Here is an 18,387-nt window from a genome sequence, read left to right on the forward strand (position 1 = left end):
TCTCGCTCCTTTATGTTTTGATCTCCGGGGCCGCTAGCGGCCGCCCTTGGTAGTGGCAGCCGTAGCTTTGGCCAACATGGCTTCCACTCTCTTAGCCAGTTCGGGAAAGTGCTCCAGCATGGATTCCCTCGCCAGCACCCAGGCGGCAAACGCCTCGGCCGCCATCTCTTTGCCATTGGTTCCGGCATATTCGGTAATCAGGCCGATACCGTTGAGATTGGGCTCCCCGGCCCAGAAGTGAACCTGGTGGCCAAGCTCATGCAACCAGGTCGAGATCCGCTGTGCCGACTCCCCCAGTTTATCGCCTACATTGGCCGACACACTCCAGTGACGGCGCAAGGCATCACCACTGACGCCTCTTGGCAGCAATTGGCGCGGGCCGCGATTAGCGTAGGCATCAGCCAACACGTCGGCAGCCGCTGCTTGTACCGCCTGCATATCCACCGTCTTTAAAGTATCGCCCCCCTTTACCTTGATAACCAGATGATCCCAGCTGGTTGCGGTAAAGCCGTTGACCCTGCTGGCCCGGCGCGAATAGTAAAAAGAGCGCACCAGATAGGGATCTTTGCCCAGGTAATCAGCAATAGCCGGGGCAACTTTGAGCCCGGCCGCCCCCTTCCCCATTTCGGTCTGCTTGATAAACAGGGTTTTGACCGGATGTGCCTTGAGGAACGCCGCCAATGGTTCGCGCTGGGGGGCTGGCAACTTGGCCAGAAGATCACTCAAACCCTGGGCGGTGACACTTTTGACACTGGAAAAGGCGCTCTCCACTATCCGCTCTGGCAGTCGCTCGGCCAACGCAGGCTTGGCCGCTTCGCGCTTGGCCACCGCCTTGGTCAGGTCTGCCGGAGTCTGGGGACGATAATCAAAGCCGGGATCGATACCTCTGGGAATTTTGTGCAACTCCCCGGTGGCCTTGTCCACCCACTCATATTCGCCATCATCCGGGGCCTTGCCGACCACCAAGCCGCGCCGCTTGAGATCGGCCTCTGAGAGCAGGAACTTCTTGCACTTGCAGCCATAACCGTTACTGGGGCTGTGCGTCTCCCACCAGGGGTGATCCACCGGCAGCACCAGATTGTTCCACTTGAGGTGCAACTCCCTGGGGTGCTCGGAGTCCCCATGACGATAGAGCGCATAGGGACGCTTGTGCTTGATACGCTGGATCTGCTCTTCACGCCCGGCGTTATAACTCTGGCGCAGGTTGGTCTCGAAGATGACGCGGGAGCGCCACGAAGCCGGGCCGGTATGCTCCCAACCGTGGCGAGCCACAATCTCCTTAAACGCCTTCTGAAAGGCCCCGATGGATTGCCCTTCACTGATCGCCTTGTCTACCGCCCCGCGCAGGTCAGCCAGCAGATCGGTCTTGGTGGCCCCCGCCACCATAAAGGCGCGGTTATGGGCATCGCGCCACACATCGGCCCAGCGTTCGCTCGGCATATCGAGCTTCTGGCGAAAGAAGGCGATCGCCTCGGCAAAGGGCAAGGAGCCATATCTGACTGGTGAAGAGCGAACGGGCATCAGTGCCCTTCCTCCATCTCAAGCATGCCGAGCAGCTCGCTGGCGGCGATAGCTTGTGCCATCAGCGCCCCCAGTTCGTCATGGCTGAGTTCAGGTTCCAGTGCCAACAAGCCATCCCGGATCTCTTCCAGGGTAGTGGCCTGCATCACCAGCGCCTGGACAGCATCGGTCATTCCCGCCAGCAGAGGGGCGGCCTCGGCCTGTAGCCGGGCCAACTGGGCATCGTTGTTATCTCCCTGCGCTGCTTTATATGCAGCCAGGGTCGCCAGTCCCTGACGGGGCAGCCGAGCCTTGAGCTCTGCCTCCCCTGTTGTCCCCCGATTATCCTGAATGGCCAATACCTCTTCCTGAGCGGTGGGCACCGGGATCTGCAACTTGTCATAGACCCACTGGGTCGGGATCTTCATGCCGATAGAGACCAGAGTGCGCAGCGGCCCTGCCAGTTGCTGCATATCCTCCGGCTCGGTCACATCAAACTCCAGCCGGGGGCTACGGCGCGGCCCCTGATAGCTCTTGCCGTTCAGGGCATAGAGGGGATAGACCAGATCGCGGGTCAGGGTGGCGGCCAGCTGGCGGAGATCTGCATCCCGTACCTCCTGGCGCACCTCGTTATGGACATTACCCAGAGCATTGGTCGAGCTCTTGCCGTCGGCCTGCGAGGTCAAGGTGCCCCCCAGAATGGCCTTGCTCATGGAGCGCTCGCACCACTCCATCATCACCACAAAGGGATCGGCCTGACCGCTGGCGGCGTTCTGGAACTCAATCTCCATCCCGCGCGGGATAATGCCCCCGGCGTTATGACCGATGGAGAGCACCGCCTGCAGCAGAGTGGCCTTCTCTTTCTCGGTCGCCCCTTCCGGGTATTTGCCAAGGCGCACCGGCAGGCCGTAGATCTCCAGAAACTCGGCAAGATCCCGCACGCTGTAGTTCTTGAACAGAAACGGCCAGATCAGGGTACGGACAAGGCCGGTGCGGGCCAGATACCCCGATTTGGACTTGGCCTTGTGCAGCAGCCAACCAAACGGGTTGAGGGCTACCCCTTCGTAGCTGTTATCACGCAGCCGCAGCTGGTTGCGATCGTCCGGGTGGGTCTGAAACCAGGCGGGATCGCGCCAGATGATGCCCTTGGGAAGCTGTAATCCCTCCACCAGCTCCCAGCCGCAGAACTCCTGGGCACAAAACCCCTTGAGCACCGCATCGGTGGCGTCAAAGATGGCATCATCAAACCAGGTAAAATCCTCAATCAGCTCGCGGATCATCTCACTGTCACGCTTCTCCGCCGGGGTGGCATTGCGGGGCGGCTCGATTGTCCAGCTGACCCCCAGCAGAGCGCGGCGACGTTTGCCGAGTTCACTCTGCAGGTGGGCGTCTTTCTCCTCCATATCTTCGGCCAGCTCGCACTGGGCGATCAGGTTGCCCTGTTCTGCCTCCTTCAATGCGGCTGCCGCTCTGCTCGGGGTAAGCCCCACCGTGGGGTGTTCACTGTAGTGACGGCGCAACTGGGCAAGCGCCGCCGAGTTCTCGGTCTGCGGCTCTTTTTCAAGCCGCAGGGGATTGCCGTTGATATCGATGATCCTGCCCATTACCAGGCCCCTCTCTCGAACGAATGATGGTTATCGCCCCTTGCTTCATCGCGCTTGTTGGGCAGCGGGGTGAACTCGATGGCGCCCCCCTCCATCCAGCTGGCCCGCACCGCCATGGCCAGCGCCACTGCAAAGTCACCGTGGCGCTGTTGGCCCCCTTGGCCAGTGTTCTTGCCCTTGTCGATCTTGGGGATGCCGTTGATGACCTGGATTTTCCCCAAGTCATCCTGCACGTCCGCATGGCGCGGGATGGTCAGGTTGCCATCCTCAAACTCTGCCTTGAGCTTGGGCATCCACTCCCGATACCAGGGGTCATTGAGCATCACGCACTCAATCATCCCGGCCCCCCAACGCAAGCGGGCAGCCTCTGCCAGATAGCCGCCGTTACCGGTGGCATCGAAGGCCGCCGCAGTAAAACGGTGTAGCCCAATCAGCAGGTAGAACAGGATCTGGCGCTGGCTCTCATAGGGGGCATTGACCAGCTCCACCACAAAAGGCACCTGTTTGCGCAAGTTAGTGGCGAGGGAGAGCGGCACGAATACCGACAAGTCCCCTTTGCGGGCGAAGTCCTCCCCCAGCACATGGCGGCAACTGCGATCGAGCGTATCCAGACAGGGCTTGAGGTTCTCCTCGCACCAGATATCCACCAGCGCCTTGCGGGCCTCCTCGCTCTGCAGTTCGAAGTCTTTGGGGGCGGTAAAGCGCAGAATGGGGATATCCGGTTGCATCGCCCGCTCAATCAGGGTGCGCTTGATATAGACGCCGCTGCTCTGCTTGGGTACGCAGAAATACTCCTCAAGGGCATCCTCTTCGGTGGCGGTAGCCTTGAGCAGCCCCGCCTTCCAGGCGTCCTCGGCTTCCTGTGTCCAAAGGCCGCCCTTGACCTGGCAGATCCGACGATAGAGCCCCTGGCGGCAGGCATCGTCCAGGCTGATGGTATGGATGGAATACTCTTTGCGGCCCGCTCGGCTGTCGTTTATCAGCTGGTTAAACAGGTTATCGACACCGTTATGGGTACTGATCAACCGCACCTTGGCGCCCCACATGGTCAGCGCCATGGCGGCCTTCAACACCTCGGCCAGTCGGTCGTGGAATGCGGCCTCGTCGATGGTCACATTGCCCTGCATCCCCCGCAGGTTGGAGGGGTTGCTGGAGAGCGCCTGCACCTTGAAGCCAGAGGCGAAATAGACCACGAAGGTGAGGATCGCTTTATCCTCATCGTCGGTGAACACCTCCTCCTGGATCTCACCGGCCGCCTTGTTGTACGCCTTGGCCCACATCGCTACCGCATCGATAAACTCGCGGGCCATCTCCTTGTTGCTGCCCACATAAAAGTGGTGGCAACCCCCGGCCGTCTTGGTCTTGGCGGCCGTCAGGGCTGCATCAGCAGCCTCTGCCCAGGTGATACCGGTACGGCGGCTCTTCTCGGCGATCTTGAGCAGGCTATCGTCGGCAATCCAGATCCGCTGGTACGGCAGCAACACCTCGTCGGGGTTATATTCGGTACCCAGGGTCTGGGCCAACTGCTGGGCGATAGGGGTCTGAGCAATGACGGTCATCAGGCAATCCCCAGGATTTCGCGGCGTATCTCGGCGGCGGCTTCACCACTCAAGCCCGCCTGAGTCACAATGGCTTCGGTCTTGGCGGCCACCTCTTCGGCAAATGCCTGGCGGATCTCTTTCTCCCGCTTATGACTCTGCATGGCAGTCGATTCGAGCCGCTGGGCCGCCAGCATGGCGTTTTTCAGCATGTCGATATCCACCGCCTCCTCCGGGTTCTGCACCTGAGCCAGCATCGCCTTGAACAGTTGGGAACGACCCAGCTCCAGAATGAGCTTGGTGGTCTCCCCCATCGGCTTATCGCCAAGCTGAGAGGTCAAGGCGGCCGTGGTTTCACGCAAATCCCGCAGGTGCTGGCCGACCTGTTCAACCTGGCTGGCATGACGGCTCAACCCGGAGCGGGAAAGCTTGAGATCATCGGGTAGCCCAGCCTCCTCGATCAGGCCGTTGATCTCATCCAGGATGGCGGCCTGACTGTTGCCCTTATCCCGCAGCATCTCGTTGAGCTCGTTACGGATGGACTCAGGCAGCAGCCACACCTTGCTGGCGCGGCCTCGGGTCGGTTTATCGGCCATGGTCAATCCTCCGCCCTGGGTTTCTTGACGCCGGGCACCGTTGCACGGCCCTCTGCTGCGTCCTGCCCCCGACCGGTCAGGTGAGCCACTTGCACCGTGGCCAGCCGCTCGATGCGCACCAGCCCCTGCTCTTCCAGCCAGGCCAGCAGGGTCTTTACCCGATCCCGCGTCACCCGACCGGTACCAAGCTGGTCGAGGCAGTCATTGAGGATTGACTCGTTGGCAGCACCACCGATATCCAGCAGGGAGCGCAGGATCACCAGCCGCTGCTGGGCGTCCAATATTTGTTGAATGTTCATGGCTTCTCCTTCTGTACCGCGGCAAGCTCATTTTCCAGCAGCAGATCAGCAAGGCGGCGGGCTTGGCGCAGCTCCGGCTTCACCTCCCGCAACTCCCCCCGCAGCTCGCTGATCTCCAGCTGCAGCTTGTGCAGCTCACGCTCGCTCGGCAGATCAGCCAGTACCTGCTCCACCCGCTGGACTCTCTGCACCAGGGCTGTGAGGTCTTCGCGCTTGGCGTAAGTCTTGGAGAGCAAGATGATGACCACCAGACCCACCAAACTGGCCAACGCATAGAGCGGCCCCCAGTTCTTAACGATGAATTCCCACACGGGTCGCCTCCTTGCGCTCATACAAGGTCTGGCACTCGATACAGCGCTCAGCACCAGGCTCGGCGGCAAGGCGGGAGGGCGGGATCGCTTCGTCACAATCGCAGCAGATACCATCGCCGTGTGGCCTTGCCCTGTTCTGGTGGGCTTCGATAATGCGCCCAGTCCGATCGGCATCGGCCTGCTGGGCGCGGTCTATATGGTCTGTCACATGACCTCTCTCGTATGGCTACTAACGGACGGTATGGGTCGCCTTGATCCGGCCCCAGATGGCGAGCAGGCCACCCACCGCACTGGCCAGATCCACCAGGGTGGATGCCAGGCTGGCTTGGGTACCCGCATCGACCGGCACACCGAACAGGCCCGCAATACCGGCCCCCACGGCAATCACACCACCGATCACGGTGCGGCTTTTGAAGGCAGACTTCGCTTGAGGTAACAGGGAATCAGGCATGATGGACTTCCTTCTTTTGGGGTTGAAATAACGGAGGTTGGCAATGACGGGCACGGGCCCGCAGGCGATCCAGTTCGGTCACCGAACGCCACCCTTTCTCGAACAGGGATTGACGGGTCTTGTGGTGGCTATAGAGCGGGATCGCCTTCGGGTCAGCGATCTGATTGGCCAGAGCGGCCTTGAGATGGGCTTTGCGCCCATCCTTGAAGCAAGCGAGATAACGGGGGTTCTTGAGCTCAGGGATGCCAAAGCAGCCCGCAGCCTGGATCGCGGCCGCCGACTTCTGTTGCTTGATGGTCAGCACGCTCATGCCACCACCTCGCCAACCACGTCGGAAAGGAGGTAGCTCTGCAGACGCAACAGCCGGTTGATCCAGCCATCGGCATTGGCCCACTGACTCGGGTCTTTGCGCACAATGCCGAGCATGAAGCAGGCCCGCTGCATCATCAGAGCCAGCAACAACTGGCCCTCGCCCTTGGCGCCCAGTTGCTGCTTGAGCCTGCCAATCGACACTGGGCCAAGGCGACCATCTGCCATCACCCCCAAGACCTGCTGCAGCTGTTGGATGGCGCGTTTCGGCCCGTGATGCACCGCAGCATCAAACACGGCGATAGAGAGTGCCGGGCTTAAGCTGGCAATCAGGTCACAGCGGGCGGGTACCCAGTAGTTCTGGCGGTAAAAGGGCTCGGTATGGGCCGGGGTCAGATCACCGATAGCAATATCAGGTACCCCATCCCGATCGAGGTCGGCCATGCCGTCCTTCTTGCCATCGGCAGCATCGGCTATGCCGAATTTGGTATGACCACCACGGTCGGCGGGATGGTTGACCTCGCCCCCTTCCACATCGGGACGAAGCAACCATTTAAGAGCGAGTGATAACATAAAGGCCCCTCGGTGAACTGCGTTATCAGCAGCGTACCGAGGGGCCTCTATGGCATGGGTTTATGGTGGGTTAGTGCAAAACATTACTTCATGACACCATCCTGACCACCATGCAGTAACCCCACGAAAAACAAAAAGGAGGAATAGTATTACATTAAAAATGTTGATATTTAGAGGCGCTCAATTAATAAACACAAAAATTACAATCATTGCTCCTGTATAACTTTGCTGGCATTATTTCCCAGATATAAAAATAATGGGGGTATTGTGTGGGAGTTTTAGACATCTTAGATGCACATATCGCGCAAATGAATCCGCATGCTTTACGAGAGGCTGCGCTGTCACAGTATAAGAAAAATTTCATCCTTTTTCCTGGCCTATTTACTACAACCCAGCAGTTACCCGCCCTAGAATGGAACTCATTTGAGTTCAACTCTGCTAATCCCAATCTACCAGATCAGCAAGGTGTATATGCATTCTCTGTTAATTTTAGACATGCAAACCTCCCATCTAACTCATATATTTTATACGTAGGTAAAGCTGGGGATGTTGACTCTAGAAATACAATTCAAGCTCGTTTTAGAGATTATCGACGTGAAAAGTCACATATGACCAGAGCAACTATACATAGCATGTTAAATTTATGGGATGGCCATCTTACATATCATTATGCATGCGTAGAAAATGGCACTTCTACAGGCGACATAGAAAAGGTTTTAACTGGTATTTTCATGCCGCCATATAACACAAATGATTTCCATGCTGAACTTAGACCAATTCGAAGAGGTGTCAACATATGACTAACTCACGGTTAGTTATTCCATGCCTACGTGGAACTATTGGTTCATGGGTAACGTATACATGTCTAATGCAGCTTAAAGATATTGCATCTCTAATTCGGTTTGCTAAAGAGCTTCACACAAATAAACAATTATCTCAAATGATACAACGTAATCTGGATGATGAGAGAGCAATAGAAATAGCTGATTATCTAAAAAACAACGAAGAACGTTTCTTTAACTCTCTTGTCGTTGCAATATATGATGGTGATCCTAAATGGCATGGATTCGACAAAATTGAACCTAATAATGATGAAGCAGCTAATTTAGAAATGCCAGATTATGCCAAGGAATGCTTGGGGTACTTATCTCTATCAAAAGATGAAAAAATATTTGCTCTTGATGGTCAGCATCGTTTATCCGGAATAAAAAAAGCTGTGATAGACAATGAGCCCATGGGGTTGGAGCAACTACCTGTTATCTTTATCTCTCATAGAAATACCGCTGATGGGATCAAGCGTTCTCGAAGATTGTTTACCACACTAAATAAAAAAGCAAAACTAGTTTCTAGGGAGTCAATAATAGCTCTCGATGAAGATGACATCTGCGCTTGCATTACTAGATATCTTGTAGAAAATACTGATTTCTTACGAGAAAACTATATATCTTTTACTGTTGGAAGCCTCAGAGATCATCAAAACGTCACAACTATTGGCAATATATTTGACTGTGTTGAAAAAATCTGTGCATATCACCTTGGCTGTACAGTAGGAAAAGTGTCAGATACAAAAATTGATATTACTACGGAGGCCAAATTATACAGACTGGCTACCGAAATATACAAACACTCTTTCAATGAGATCTTGCAGCTACGCGAGATATTCTTGCATGAAGATCCATCAGTGATTGTTATGAAATATAGAGGCAAAGATGCTAACAATCATCTTCTTTATCGCCCAATAGGATGGGAAATTTATATTGACGCCATCATAAAGCTATTATCTGAAGGGTGTGACGTTCAACGTGCGGTATTAAAAGTAAGTGAAAAAGACCTCTTCTTGAATGGGAGTATATTCTCTAAGAATCTGTGGTCTCCAGATAGAAAAACCCTTCTCCCACTATCTGCTAAGAAGTTGCGCCAGATGATAAAAACACTAACTGAATAAGTATTTTTAGTGGCTAGTAATTTTGCTAGCCACTATTACAAAACAAATCAATCTGAATTGATTTTTTATTTATTTCTCGTTGCCTTGCTAAAATCGCATATGTTTGTGGCACTGAAACTTTATACTTACGAGAAATAAAGTCAATATTGCGTCCATTGAAGTCATCCCAGATGGCCCGATCACGCAGCGCGGCCTTGAGATGATCCCCGGTGGGGATGTAGTAGGCACGGCCCCCCATGTAATGGGCCTGTACCAGCGCCAACTTGCGGGCCTGAGCCTTGGCCAGATCCGGCTCCATTCCCCCTCTGACCAATTCGCAGGCCAGCACATCGACCAGCTCACTCAGGGCTTTGGGCCATTTGGCCGTCAGTTCGGAGGCCGGGATCTGGTCGAGGCGATCGACAAGCTGCCCCAGCGAAGCGTGATCATCGGCAAAGAGATCCTGATTCTGTTCCATGACTCCCCCGACAAAATAGAAAAAGCGGTGCACCGATTAGAACACAGGCCATTTTATGCGCACATTTTTTAGCGCATACTGAGTCCCTCGTTATCAAAGGGAGATTGAGACGAATGAAATGGAGCGAACGATTGGTTGAATGGCTGCTGGATCTAACGGCGAAAAGCCAGCGAGACCCCTATGCTCTATGGCCTGCGGTCATTGCTTTTATCATTGCCTTTGGGTTGGCTATTTTCCCTGCATTCTTAATCAGCAACCTTCCAGCTCAAGGCCCGATGCGAGATGGGATGATCGATATATTGCAAATCATCTGGGTCGCCTCAGCAGTAGTTGGCCTGATCATCTTGGTCAAAGGGGTAATGATCACTCTGGCTCGGCTAGAAAAAGCAGGGCGTATTCCTGATTAACTCAGGTACGACTGCTCCACTTTTTCAGCGCCTCCAGCACTTTGACGGCCAGAGGCGCATCCAGCCAGCCCACCTCGGCCACCCCTACCCCACCGTTTAAACGGGCAGTCATCCGTTGCACCCAGTGGTTTAATGCGGTTTCCGAACCATCCCTGACGATGCCAAGGCGGGCCATCTCGCACCAGATGGCCCTGACCTTGGCAATTTCATTGACCCTGAGATGACTACCGGCCGCAGGACTCAGCCGTCTGTTGGCTGCATGGCGAGCAGGCTTGGGAATAAAGCCCGCCGCCTTGAAGGCTGCCAGCACCAGTTCCAGCTCCTGCTCGCTCAACAGGGCGGCGCTGCGCTTGCCTGTGTGGCTGGCCAACAGGTCGCGGTAACACTCATCATCAAGCGCCAACGCACGGCGCCCTACCTGTACCAACCGGATCAGTCTGCTGCGTTTATCCATCACCTATCCCCTCCCCGTTCTGCCTTACTGTCATGGTGCTGCCCGGCCACCCTCAGCTGTTGGTAGTGTTCATTGAGGCACCCCCTGCACCAGCTGGAGAGCCGGGTGGCATCACTCGCCACACCGAAAAACTCGGTATCCCATGGCCAGAACTCGCCACAACGGGGGCAGCGCTGCTCCAGCCCCAGTTCGGTGATGCAGGCCCGACCGCTTAGCAGGCGGCGAGCCAGAATATGAGGGGCCAGCAGAGGACTATAGATGGCCATGGCGATCCCCGGCTTCGTGTACCCCACCACAATCTCTGGCCGATTTGGCCTGCTGCAGTTCGGCCACCAGTTGCCAGCGCATCTGGCAGGCTTCTCCGGCCAGCGCGTGAAAACCACGGGCGCGCGCCTCTTTATCAAACTGCTTGAGCTGTTTGCACACAGCCCGTTTGTCAGCAGCTACCAGTGCAATGGCTGCGCTGCTGAATATCTTGGTAAGCCGAATATCCATCTCTGTTTTGGTCATCGCCGTGCTCCTTGTATCAAGACGGTGAAGACCTGGGCCCAGATCGTTTGGTTGCTCATCAGTACCCGGCCACCACACCGGGCAGACAGGGCGGCATCGCCGCCCTGTTTCGCATCGGGCTATTACTCAAACTGCAGTGGCGTCATCCCTTGATACTCCTCGGCATTGAGGGGGGCTGGCCCCAACCCCAGCGCCCAGAGCAAGGCGGCCTTGATGCCATCCTCATAGGTGTCGTCGGGGTAGCAGGTGCCCTCGGTTTCGGTGATCTGCTCACAGAGCAGCAGTTGCTCTTCGGCTTTTTCTACGTTGATCTCCATCACGCCTCCTCCCTATACCTTGGCCAGATCCAGGCTCATCTGGATGTAACGCCCGTGAGCGTCACGCTCGTAGAGCCGCAGATATTGGCTGGTGCCTGTCACCTGGATGGCATCAACAGCGGCTTGCATGGCCAGCAGCCAATCCGGGTCATCGATATTGAGCTGACGAAGGGAGAGCACCTGGTTCACATCGATATGACCGCTCTTGGATACCCGAAAGGCATGGTCTACCAGGGCGCGGATCTCGCTGCTGGCGCCATCGCTCCAGCGTTCGATGCACTGGTCGATCAGCGCTTTGGCGGCCTGGATCCGTTCATCAAATTTACGGTGCTCCCCCACTGCCCGAATGAGCTTGTAACGGCCATCAAAACTGAGCAGGGTCACGTTGCCCTTGGTACCGCCCCATGCCACGCCGTACTGCTCGGCGGAGAGATCCACAAAGTCGGCGATCTGTTGCATGGCGCCAATCTTGAAGGCGGCCAGCTGTGCGCGCTGCTCGCGAGCAGCGGCGATAATGGCCAGCACCACTTCATCGCGCAGCTTGTCTGCCGGGGCGATCAGGTTTTCCGGTACCCAGTGCCCCTGGGCGTTCTGGCGCATCGGGGTGGTACTGCTGGTTTGTGCTTCTTCCATGGGCTTCTCCTTAATGGATCTTGTTGCTGCCGGGCACCGAAGGGCACATCACGGCGCTGTACTGCTCTGTTGTCGCGCTCGCCAGCTCCTCTTGGTGGGTCGCGCTGCAGAATTCGAGAAACTTGGGTAACTGGCGCAGCACCACCCGCGCCAGCGCCTCGTCTTCTATCTCAAGCTGGATCTTGCTCATCTCATCCCCCTTGCCAGTTTCAGGATTCTTGGCGCCAGTGCAGCAGGCACCCGCCAAAGCGCACCAGGGCAACTTCACGCACCACGCCCGCCAGACATTCACGGCTCAACACGGCGCGCGCCTGCATCTCTTTGGGCAGTGGCCCGGTAACCGCCAGCAGCGGGGTATGGCAAACCCGACTGGTGCGAACGTCATATCCCTTGGCCGTGAGCCAGTGGCTGAGTTGCTCGGCGGTCTTTTGCAAATTGCTGTGCAGATACTTTTTCATCCCGTTCTCCTTGTGATCTCGTCACCGGGCCCACCGCGAAAGAGCCCTGCCAACCCTTATTTGCCTTCTTGCTTGTCGAGCAGCCGGTTGTATTTGATGGCCATGATTTTCAGCTCTTCGGCCAGCAGTTCACTTAGAATGCGCAGGCTGCTGCTGGCATTGTCGCCATCGCTTTTAGCCTGACGGCGCAATCTGGAGAGGGTTGCCTCGGCGTCATAGCGAGCCATTTTCTGCGACCCTTTGCCCTGCTCTACCGATAACCGCATCGGGCGGCGCAGTTGCTGCGCCTCGGTCAGCTGGCTATGGGGGCAACCGCTGCGGCATGCCTTCCAGAGCTTGATATCCATCGGACTGCTGCCCACTTCGCTCGGGCCACGGCGTTGGTGAGCGAGACACTGATGCGCCGGGATATCCCCCAGGATGGGGCACCTCACTTTGTTGCCCATCAGTGCCCCTTCCACCAGGGTCTGTACCCTTGCCATATCGCCGGGATACTTTTCGTTGCAGACCTGGCTGATGGTGGTGCGAGAGAGCCCAAGCTTCTCGGCCACCTGGGCCAGCGAGCTGGCCGCCACTTCGGCCTGCAACACCTCAAGCCACGTTTCCATGTGTCTCCTCCTCCCGTTGGAACGGGTATAACTGCTGCTGGTTTTGATCCCAGCAACCATGGTCACGACACAGCGGGGCATAACGGCCTGTATCCCTGACCAGCTGATAGCGTCCTGTTAGGCCGTGTCTGGCGGGAACAGGCAGCAAACTGTCAACTTTGAACAGAACTTTGACGTAACCGGCTTTCACCAACCTATCGGTGTAAAACCAGGCTTGTTTCTGACCCGTCTCTGCCGTCAGCATCAGGTCTGTCAGGGTGAAGAAGCGGCTGATCTTCATGGTGTTCCACATTTTCTGTTGATTGGTTTTGCGCTTGTTCCGGCATTTTGGCCGCTTCTGGCCACTGCTTTTGCCAATCGGTGGCACGTATTGGGCGCTAACCACTTTGAAATAGGCCGGGCGGGATACCACGCCGTCCGGGTGTTTAATGAGGTGGCCAGCGGCCAACCAGTCACGCACGACCTTGTAGATATGTGCCTCCGACATTCCCGTCACGGCGATCACGTCCTTGATCAGAAAAGTCTCTTGCTGGCACATCCATTCCCAGGCTTGCAACGTCATTAGCGTTGCTTTTGTATCAACCACTGGAATCCCTCCCGTGCTTTGTTTTTATTGGCTGTAGCCTGACGGCTAGCGGCTGCGACGCACGTCATGGAGCAGCTCGCTGGCGTCAACGTCCTCCAGCCGGATAATCCGGGCATCAGAGGCCATCGCCATTTTTTCAATCTTGTCGAGGGCCGAGACGATGGTGCGCACCACGCCATTGGAACGCTTGCGGATCAGATCCAGCAGTGCATCGTCGATCTCCACGTCCACCTCCAGCATTTCGCTGGCAATCAGGGACACGTCATCGAGATCGGCCGGTTTGAATTCGATCCACTGGGAGATGCGGTTAAACAGCTGCTTGCGCTGGCTGATGCGGCGGGCAATCTCTTCCATCCCGACCAGGATCAGGGGTTGTTCGGTTGCATCGTAGATATCGCGCAGGGTCTCCATGATGCGGGCATTGCCGACCACGTAATCGGCCTCATCCACGAAGATGGCCAGCTCTTCGGCACGGACGGATTCGATGATGCTATCGACCTGAGCACGCAGGTTATGGCGCTGGGGAATGCCGATCTCTTTGGCAATCTGTTCCAGCAGGCTGGTCACCGTGTCGGCCTTGTAGCAGCGGACATAGATGCCGTTCACTTCGTCCTGGTTGAACAGCCACTCCACAGCGGTGGTCTTGCCAAAGCCGGAGGGGCCATGGATCAGGCCAATGCCCGGCACGATGCTGGAGCGGTTGAGCAAGTTGTCGAGCAGCTGCTCGGTCTTGATCATGTTTTTGACTTCAACGATCTTGTGTTTCATAGTGGGTTTGTCCTTTGTTTTTGGGCCTTTTCGGGCTACTCGCTAACCTTTTGCCTGGGTGCAGCGGGTAGCCCGAACTTCATCCAGATGGCGGTTAATGCGTTTTGCCATCAGCTTGTGGCTGTAGAGGTATCGGGTCAGCCACTCCTTCTCCCGCTCTGTCAGCGGGGTATCCAGCTCCCGCTCTGCCAGATAGATGGCTTGCTCGTACTCGGTCTTGAGTGCTCTCGATTCCTGCCCTGCGGTGGCTTGCGCCCGCAGCGCTTTCGCTTCTCGTCTGGCTTCTATGGCGGCCAGCTCTGCCGCATTGAAACGGGCGGGTTCAGCGGGCGTTGAGACCCCGGTGAGCGCGGCCAATGCCGGGTTATCGAGGGTGAGATCACGACGGCTGAACGCTTCAATACCCTTGGCCTGGTCAACGAAGTGGCGCACCACATCCTGATGGAGCTGGTCGATGCCAAAGGTTTTGGCAAGGTTGCGCATCTCGCGGCGAAAACTGGCCAACGCCTTGGCATCGGCTTTTTTGGCCGCCCGGAAGGCATCGGGGCTGATGCCATTGCCCAGCAGGTCGATGTTGATGGCCTCGATCCGCTCGTTCCAATCGCCAGTGCGGTACAAGATGGCGCGGCCCACATCGCACGGGTCGAGAAAGACGCTGACCCGCTGGCTCTTCCAGTTGTGCTCCAACAGTTCGGGGGCGCTGTATTTGAGACCACCGGCCTTGATAAAACCTTTGGAGACGGTCGCCTCACCGATATGGTTGAGCAGCAGATCCAGCGCAGCTTCATCGGGAATGGCGCGGCGCTGGTAACGAGCCAGCTGGTACTTTTCATTGGGACTGACCCCGAGGGCACTGTGCTTGCGGTTGTGGTAACGGGCATCGAGCCAGTTATCGAGCAGGGTTTGCAGTTCGGCAGCCGTCATGGCCAGCTCGTAAATCTCTTTTTGTGCATCCGGTTTGCGCTTCTCCTCCAGCCGCTGGGCAAAGCTCTTGCGCGCCTCGATCACCTGACGGTCTGCCACGCAGTGGCCGATATAGGAGGGCAACAGCTCGATCAGGCCATGGCTCAAGGTGCGGAAAAAGCGCTCGATATGGGGTTTCTCCCACCCTGAATAGGCGTTGGAGCGGCTGACGTTCATACCAAGCAGAGTGCAGATGGACATGACCCGCTGGCTCACGTAATCAGAGCCGTTATCAGTGCGCATCACGCCGTTATCGTTGAGCGTGCCCCAGGCCAGCAGGGTCTTGCGCAGCAACAGGCAGATCCCCTCGCTCGATGAGCTCTTGGCTACAAGCAGACGGACGCGGCGGGTATACACATCGATCACCGCGATGATGCTGTGACGACCATCCACCAGCATCGCATCGACCGGAGTGCTATCGAACTCCCAGACGTCGTTGGGCTGGGCCATCCAGGGGTACATCTCCTCGATCGCGCTGCGGTATTTGTTGTTGTAGGCATCCGGGTTGGTGGTATAGGTAAACGCCACCTTGTTCTCTGCCAACCATTTCACCATCCAGCGACGCAAGGAGGATTGGCTGGGGATCTGCCATCCCAGCTGATTCATTTCGCTGTATTGGCTAGCCAGTTCGTGCAGTGCCCCCCACTTGTTGGCCAAATGGGGCTTGGTGGTGACCAAGGCGGTGAGAAACTGGACCAGATCCGGGCTCTGTTCGACGGTTGATGGCCGCTCCCGCTGATAGTTGCCAGCCAGGGCTGCGGGGCCTTCATCCGCCAGCGCACTTTGCCAGCGGCGCAGGGTGATCAGACTGAATGGCTTTTGCCTTTCATAAACGCTGACAGGCAGGGCGAGAGTGCGGGCACGGTATGCCTCGATAAAGGCACGGCGACCCACCTCCCCTTGCTGGCAAGCGTGATAGGGGGCCAGGAAGATATCGGCAGCCTGCAGGATGAGCAGTCTGGCATCGACCTTCTGGCGAGGCCCCTCCCCCAATGTCAGCAATTTGCGGCCTGCCTCCGGTTTGACCGGCACCTCACGCGCCAGCAACTTGGCCATGGCCTTGCCACCCGCTGCATGGTCGGTCACTGCATGGCCTTGTGCGGCCACCGCTTGTTCTGCCAGGTAACGACGGGTTTCAATCGGCAGTGAGCCAATGTGGTATTCAGCCCCTTTGCCTTTCTCGCGCTTGCGGCTTTGCCACTCTTCACGCTCGGCCTTTTTGCGCACACCATCGGGGTAAGCGGGCATGCCGACCAATCCGGCCAGCGCCTGGGCGGTGTACCAGGTGCTCATTGGTCACCTCCCAGCAGATCGATCCCCAGCGACTCGGACAGCAGGGCCATGATGGCGCGGCTTTCCCGACGCTTGGGGCTAATCCCTCTGGCCGGAGCATAGTGTTTGATGCAACGCTGTACGGCTCGGGGGTGCAACCCTTTAGCGCGGGCCCAAGCAGCTTGGGAATATCCGCATTTTATGAGCTCAGCCCTGATCCACTCTGGTGTTTTCCCTGACATACTCACCCCGTTTCGGTATCATCAAGTGTCGCAGTGCGTATCTTTATCATTCATAAAAGAATGATTTTATGTCGCGATGCGTCACATATGAATGATTGATCACCCCAAAAAGATTGACAAGTCTTTTTGTGCGGAATTTTTTGTCTATCGACTCACCAGCATTAGCCACTAGCCGAGAATTCCTTGTATGTCAGAGCGTTATGAAGAAAAACCACAAGCAGCACAAAAAGACGGTGAGGTATCTTTTCTGACGGCGGGAATGGATACTTTGAGTGACCGTCTGGATGAGCTGCGCGGGAGCCTGAGCTACAAGGCATTTGCCGAACTGGTGGGAATGAGTGAGTCGGGGATGCGCAAATACTTCCCTCCGTTTAATTCACTGCCCACCATCGACAAGGCGCTGCGCATCGCGCGGACGTTCAATGTGAATCTGGAGTGGCTGGCCACCGGTCAGGGCCCGAAACACCCCGATGGAATGGCCGAGCAGATGGTGCAACGTGAGGAGTTTGATGAGGAGTACGCGCTGATCGATGGCTACCATGTCACCGTCAGTACCGGCCATGGTGCGTTTAATGATGATCATGAGGTTAAACGCAAGCTGGCTTTTCGCCGCAAGTGGCTCACGTTTCGCAAGTTAAACCCGGATAACCTGGTGGTGGTCTTCGCCAAAGGCGACAGCATGGAGCCCACCATCCACTCTGGTGACTCTATCCTGGTCGATATCAGCAAGAATCAGATCGAAGATGGATCCATCTTCGTGCTGCGCTTGGGGGAAGAGCTCTACGCCAAGCGCCTGCAGAAAAACTTCGATGGCGGGATCACCATCATCAGCGACAACCGCGATGATTACCCCCTGCAGGTCGTGCCAGCCAACCAGCTGGAGAACCTGGCCGTGATCGGCAAGGTAGTCTGGGCCGGGCACGATTTTTTTTAACTGGTGGTGCTACAGACAGTCGCTTAAACCCGGATTTAAGACACCTACTGTCACACAAAAGAAAAAACAGGCTGTCAGCCTGTTTTTCATTTTCAGCGCATCCCAATCGGCTGAGCGAACCAACTTTTCATTTTGCGGTTAAACGGCTTGGTTTAACCGCATCACGCCACAAGCCCCGCCATTCCTGAGTTTGTCCCGCCATCTCCCACTTGTTTTCACCAGCTCCCGGTTTTTCATTCTTGGTGATGGGTTACAGCAGATTGGAGAGCACAAAGAGGATCACGATGGCCCCCAGTTGCTGCTCGCCAAACGCCAGCACCATCAAGGGGATACCGAGATTGCCGGTATTTCGGAACATAGCGGGCAAGATCAGGGCTGCCCGCTCAATCCCTTTGAGTTTGAGCAGTGCGAGCAGCAGACCGGGTAACAGAATAACCAGCGCCCCCGCCGCAATCAGCGGCATATGCTCCGCCAGTGCCAGCGGAAACTTGACCAGCGCGGAGAAGACCAGCGCCGGGGTAAACAGCTCGATATTGGCTCGATTGACGTAACCGAGCGCAGCCCCCGGTCGCAATCGCCCGTAGAGGGCGCCGAGCCCGACCACACCGAACACCGGGATGACGATATTGAGCAGGGCGCTGAACATGGGCGG

At 56.6% G+C, this 18,387-nt stretch carries 26 protein-coding genes, 1 other RNA gene and 1 pseudogene; 4 read left to right on the plus strand and 24 right to left on the minus strand.

Translation table 11 applies throughout. The features are described 5' to 3' along the window. Positions 1–33: 33 nt before the first annotated feature. From OKB77_RS14690 to OKB77_RS14735, 10 genes are read right to left on the minus strand one after another with little or no spacing between them, the layout of a single operon-like run. Complete coding sequence (locus OKB77_RS14690) at positions 34–1,521, minus strand: phage minor head protein (protein ID WP_270817894.1); 1,488 nt, start codon at positions 1,519–1,521, stop codon at positions 34–36. Continuing rightward, positions 1,521–3,104, minus strand: coding sequence for a DUF935 domain-containing protein (locus OKB77_RS14695; RefSeq protein WP_270817895.1), 1,584 nt, complete (start codon positions 3,102–3,104; stop codon positions 1,521–1,523). Before OKB77_RS14695 ends, OKB77_RS14690 begins: the two co-directional genes overlap by 1 nt. Next, positions 3,104–4,663, minus strand: coding sequence for a terminase large subunit domain-containing protein (locus OKB77_RS14700; RefSeq protein ID WP_270817896.1), 1,560 nt, complete (start codon positions 4,661–4,663; stop codon positions 3,104–3,106). The genes OKB77_RS14695 and OKB77_RS14700 overlap by 1 nt, the downstream gene beginning before the upstream one ends. Further along, positions 4,663–5,238 (minus strand): DUF3486 family protein, encoded by a 576-nt coding sequence (locus OKB77_RS14705; RefSeq protein ID WP_270817897.1) that lies wholly within the window; start codon positions 5,236–5,238, stop codon positions 4,663–4,665. The genes OKB77_RS14700 and OKB77_RS14705 overlap by 1 nt, the downstream gene beginning before the upstream one ends. Positions 5,239–5,240: 2 nt before the next feature. Beyond that, positions 5,241–5,537, minus strand: a complete 297-nt coding sequence (locus tag OKB77_RS14710; RefSeq protein WP_270817898.1) for a VpaChn25_0724 family phage protein — start codon at positions 5,535–5,537, stop codon at positions 5,241–5,243. Further along, positions 5,534–5,848: a DUF2730 family protein gene (locus OKB77_RS14715; RefSeq protein ID WP_016350122.1), complete on the minus strand. Its 315-nt coding sequence runs from the start codon at positions 5,846–5,848 to the stop codon at positions 5,534–5,536. The genes OKB77_RS14710 and OKB77_RS14715 overlap by 4 nt, the downstream gene beginning before the upstream one ends. Continuing rightward, positions 5,829–6,056 (minus strand): TraR/DksA C4-type zinc finger protein, encoded by a 228-nt coding sequence (locus OKB77_RS14720; RefSeq protein ID WP_244776889.1) that lies wholly within the window; start codon positions 6,054–6,056, stop codon positions 5,829–5,831. The genes OKB77_RS14715 and OKB77_RS14720 overlap by 20 nt, the downstream gene beginning before the upstream one ends. A 21-nt stretch (positions 6,057–6,077) precedes the next feature. Beyond that, positions 6,078–6,299 (minus strand): hypothetical protein, encoded by a 222-nt coding sequence (locus tag OKB77_RS14725; protein ID WP_005353373.1) that lies wholly within the window; start codon positions 6,297–6,299, stop codon positions 6,078–6,080. Next, on the minus strand, positions 6,292–6,609 hold the full coding sequence (locus OKB77_RS14730; RefSeq protein WP_270817899.1) for a hypothetical protein: 318 nt from the start codon (positions 6,607–6,609) through the stop codon (positions 6,292–6,294). Before OKB77_RS14730 ends, OKB77_RS14725 begins: the two co-directional genes overlap by 8 nt. Further along, entirely contained in the window at positions 6,606–7,181 is a 576-nt protein-coding gene (locus OKB77_RS14735; protein ID WP_270817900.1) for a glycoside hydrolase family 108 protein, read from the minus strand. Before OKB77_RS14735 ends, OKB77_RS14730 begins: the two co-directional genes overlap by 4 nt. A 269-nt stretch (positions 7,182–7,450) precedes the next feature. On the opposite strand from OKB77_RS14735, the gene OKB77_RS14740 reads away from it, so the two are divergent. Beyond that, complete coding sequence (locus OKB77_RS14740; RefSeq protein WP_270817901.1) at positions 7,451–7,981, plus strand: hypothetical protein; 531 nt, start codon at positions 7,451–7,453, stop codon at positions 7,979–7,981. Then, positions 7,978–9,126: a DGQHR domain-containing protein gene (locus OKB77_RS14745; protein WP_270817902.1), complete on the plus strand. Its 1,149-nt coding sequence runs from the start codon at positions 7,978–7,980 to the stop codon at positions 9,124–9,126. Before OKB77_RS14740 ends, OKB77_RS14745 begins: the two co-directional genes overlap by 4 nt. Before the next feature lie 25 nt (positions 9,127–9,151). Here OKB77_RS14745 and OKB77_RS14750 read toward each other — a convergent pair whose 3' ends face one another. Then, the gene (locus OKB77_RS14750) at positions 9,152–9,583 is read right to left on the minus strand and encodes a Mor transcription activator family protein (RefSeq protein WP_270817903.1); all 432 of its coding nucleotides are present in this window, start codon (positions 9,581–9,583) and stop codon (positions 9,152–9,154) included. A gap of 113 nt (positions 9,584–9,696) precedes the next feature. On the opposite strand from OKB77_RS14750, the gene OKB77_RS14755 reads away from it, so the two are divergent. Then, positions 9,697–9,990 carry a hypothetical protein gene (locus OKB77_RS14755; protein ID WP_060585867.1) on the plus strand — a complete coding sequence of 98 codons (294 nt, stop codon included), beginning with the start codon at positions 9,697–9,699 and terminating at the stop codon, positions 9,988–9,990. Between the two features lies 1 nt (position 9,991). Here OKB77_RS14755 and OKB77_RS14760 read toward each other — a convergent pair whose 3' ends face one another. The 12 genes from OKB77_RS14760 to OKB77_RS14815 all read right to left on the minus strand — a co-directional run bounded on the left by OKB77_RS14760 (position 9,992) and on the right by OKB77_RS14815 (position 16,580). Beyond that, complete coding sequence (locus tag OKB77_RS14760; RefSeq protein ID WP_270817906.1) at positions 9,992–10,444, minus strand: gp16 family protein; 453 nt, start codon at positions 10,442–10,444, stop codon at positions 9,992–9,994. Beyond that, positions 10,444–10,710, minus strand: coding sequence for a hypothetical protein (locus tag OKB77_RS14765; RefSeq protein ID WP_270817908.1), 267 nt, complete (start codon positions 10,708–10,710; stop codon positions 10,444–10,446). Before OKB77_RS14765 ends, OKB77_RS14760 begins: the two co-directional genes overlap by 1 nt. Beyond that, positions 10,697–10,954 carry a hypothetical protein gene (locus OKB77_RS14770; protein ID WP_148610690.1) on the minus strand — a complete coding sequence of 86 codons (258 nt, stop codon included), beginning with the start codon at positions 10,952–10,954 and terminating at the stop codon, positions 10,697–10,699. The genes OKB77_RS14765 and OKB77_RS14770 overlap by 14 nt, the downstream gene beginning before the upstream one ends. Before the next feature lie 45 nt (positions 10,955–10,999). Further along, an RNA gene (locus OKB77_RS14775) (hammerhead ribozyme type II) lies at positions 11,000–11,069 on the minus strand. A gap of 7 nt (positions 11,070–11,076) precedes the next feature. Further along, positions 11,077–11,271: a hypothetical protein gene (locus OKB77_RS14780; RefSeq protein ID WP_270817911.1), complete on the minus strand. Its 195-nt coding sequence runs from the start codon at positions 11,269–11,271 to the stop codon at positions 11,077–11,079. A 12-nt stretch (positions 11,272–11,283) separates the two neighbouring features. Continuing rightward, entirely contained in the window at positions 11,284–11,904 is a 621-nt protein-coding gene (locus OKB77_RS14785) for a DUF3164 family protein (protein ID WP_270817912.1), read from the minus strand. Positions 11,905–11,914: 10 nt separating this feature from the next. Continuing rightward, on the minus strand, positions 11,915–12,094 hold the full coding sequence (locus OKB77_RS14790) for a hypothetical protein (RefSeq protein WP_270817913.1): 180 nt from the start codon (positions 12,092–12,094) through the stop codon (positions 11,915–11,917). Between the two features lie 19 nt (positions 12,095–12,113). Then, complete coding sequence (locus tag OKB77_RS14795; RefSeq protein WP_013723693.1) at positions 12,114–12,362, minus strand: hypothetical protein; 249 nt, start codon at positions 12,360–12,362, stop codon at positions 12,114–12,116. Between the two features lie 56 nt (positions 12,363–12,418). Further along, positions 12,419–12,970, minus strand: coding sequence for a transcriptional regulator (locus OKB77_RS14800; RefSeq protein ID WP_005345956.1), 552 nt, complete (start codon positions 12,968–12,970; stop codon positions 12,419–12,421). Then, a complete protein-coding gene (locus tag OKB77_RS14805) occupies positions 12,954–13,556 on the minus strand; it encodes a hypothetical protein (protein ID WP_005353403.1) in 603 nt (200 codons plus the stop codon). Before OKB77_RS14805 ends, OKB77_RS14800 begins: the two co-directional genes overlap by 17 nt. A gap of 45 nt (positions 13,557–13,601) precedes the next feature. Next, positions 13,602–14,324, minus strand: coding sequence for an AAA family ATPase (locus tag OKB77_RS14810; RefSeq protein WP_029300291.1), 723 nt, complete (start codon positions 14,322–14,324; stop codon positions 13,602–13,604). A 42-nt stretch (positions 14,325–14,366) separates the two neighbouring features. After that, a complete protein-coding gene (locus OKB77_RS14815; RefSeq protein WP_270817914.1) occupies positions 14,367–16,580 on the minus strand; it encodes a DNA-binding protein in 2,214 nt (737 codons plus the stop codon). Positions 16,581–16,988: 408 nt separating this feature from the next. Between OKB77_RS14815 and OKB77_RS14820 the strand changes: the two genes are divergently transcribed. Then, positions 16,989–17,735, plus strand: coding sequence for a LexA family transcriptional regulator (locus tag OKB77_RS14820; RefSeq protein ID WP_333563167.1), 747 nt, complete (start codon positions 16,989–16,991; stop codon positions 17,733–17,735). A gap of 253 nt (positions 17,736–17,988) precedes the next feature. Here OKB77_RS14820 and OKB77_RS14825 read toward each other — a convergent pair. After that, a pseudogene (locus OKB77_RS14825) lies at positions 17,989–18,381 on the minus strand (AEC family transporter); the annotation flags it as partial. Positions 18,382–18,387 lie beyond the last annotated feature (6 nt).

This window comes from Aeromonas sp. Y318-3 (assembly GCF_027706185.1).
GTDB lineage: Bacteria > Pseudomonadota > Gammaproteobacteria > Enterobacterales > Aeromonadaceae > Aeromonas > Aeromonas veronii.

Excerpts from the sequence above, each read along its gene's own strand:
- OKB77_RS14735 (WP_270817900.1), bottom strand. The coding sequence starts at position 7,181 with ATGTTATCACTCGCTCTTAAATGGTTGCTTCGTCCCGATGTGGAAGGG.
- OKB77_RS14755 (WP_060585867.1), top strand. The coding sequence starts at position 9,697 with ATGAAATGGAGCGAACGATTGGTTGAATGGCTGCTGGATCTAACGGCG.
- OKB77_RS14745 (WP_270817902.1), top strand. The coding sequence starts at position 7,978 with ATGACTAACTCACGGTTAGTTATTCCATGCCTACGTGGAACTATTGGT.
- OKB77_RS14795 (WP_013723693.1), bottom strand. The coding sequence starts at position 12,362 with ATGAAAAAGTATCTGCACAGCAATTTGCAAAAGACCGCCGAGCAACTC.
- OKB77_RS14790 (WP_270817913.1), bottom strand. The coding sequence starts at position 12,094 with ATGAGCAAGATCCAGCTTGAGATAGAAGACGAGGCGCTGGCGCGGGTG.
- OKB77_RS14705 (WP_270817897.1), bottom strand. The coding sequence starts at position 5,238 with ATGGCCGATAAACCGACCCGAGGCCGCGCCAGCAAGGTGTGGCTGCTG.
- OKB77_RS14730 (WP_270817899.1), bottom strand. The coding sequence starts at position 6,609 with ATGAGCGTGCTGACCATCAAGCAACAGAAGTCGGCGGCCGCGATCCAG.
- OKB77_RS14690 (WP_270817894.1), bottom strand. The coding sequence starts at position 1,521 with ATGCCCGTTCGCTCTTCACCAGTCAGATATGGCTCCTTGCCCTTTGCC.
- OKB77_RS14770 (WP_148610690.1), bottom strand. The coding sequence starts at position 10,954 with ATGACCAAAACAGAGATGGATATTCGGCTTACCAAGATATTCAGCAGC.
- OKB77_RS14815 (WP_270817914.1), bottom strand. The coding sequence starts at position 16,580 with ATGAGCACCTGGTACACCGCCCAGGCGCTGGCCGGATTGGTCGGCATG.
- OKB77_RS14765 (WP_270817908.1), bottom strand. The coding sequence starts at position 10,710 with ATGGCCATCTATAGTCCTCTGCTGGCCCCTCATATTCTGGCTCGCCGC.
- OKB77_RS14820 (WP_333563167.1), top strand. The coding sequence starts at position 16,989 with ATGTCAGAGCGTTATGAAGAAAAACCACAAGCAGCACAAAAAGACGGT.
- OKB77_RS14785 (WP_270817912.1), bottom strand. The coding sequence starts at position 11,904 with ATGGAAGAAGCACAAACCAGCAGTACCACCCCGATGCGCCAGAACGCC.
- OKB77_RS14700 (WP_270817896.1), bottom strand. The coding sequence starts at position 4,663 with ATGACCGTCATTGCTCAGACCCCTATCGCCCAGCAGTTGGCCCAGACC.
- OKB77_RS14800 (WP_005345956.1), bottom strand. The coding sequence starts at position 12,970 with ATGGAAACGTGGCTTGAGGTGTTGCAGGCCGAAGTGGCGGCCAGCTCG.
- OKB77_RS14780 (WP_270817911.1), bottom strand. The coding sequence starts at position 11,271 with ATGGAGATCAACGTAGAAAAAGCCGAAGAGCAACTGCTGCTCTGTGAG.
- OKB77_RS14695 (WP_270817895.1), bottom strand. The coding sequence starts at position 3,104 with ATGGGCAGGATCATCGATATCAACGGCAATCCCCTGCGGCTTGAAAAA.
- OKB77_RS14710 (WP_270817898.1), bottom strand. The coding sequence starts at position 5,537 with ATGAACATTCAACAAATATTGGACGCCCAGCAGCGGCTGGTGATCCTG.
- OKB77_RS14750 (WP_270817903.1), bottom strand. The coding sequence starts at position 9,583 with ATGGAACAGAATCAGGATCTCTTTGCCGATGATCACGCTTCGCTGGGG.
- OKB77_RS14725 (WP_005353373.1), bottom strand. The coding sequence starts at position 6,299 with ATGCCTGATTCCCTGTTACCTCAAGCGAAGTCTGCCTTCAAAAGCCGC.
- OKB77_RS14810 (WP_029300291.1), bottom strand. The coding sequence starts at position 14,324 with ATGAAACACAAGATCGTTGAAGTCAAAAACATGATCAAGACCGAGCAG.
- OKB77_RS14760 (WP_270817906.1), bottom strand. The coding sequence starts at position 10,444 with ATGGATAAACGCAGCAGACTGATCCGGTTGGTACAGGTAGGGCGCCGT.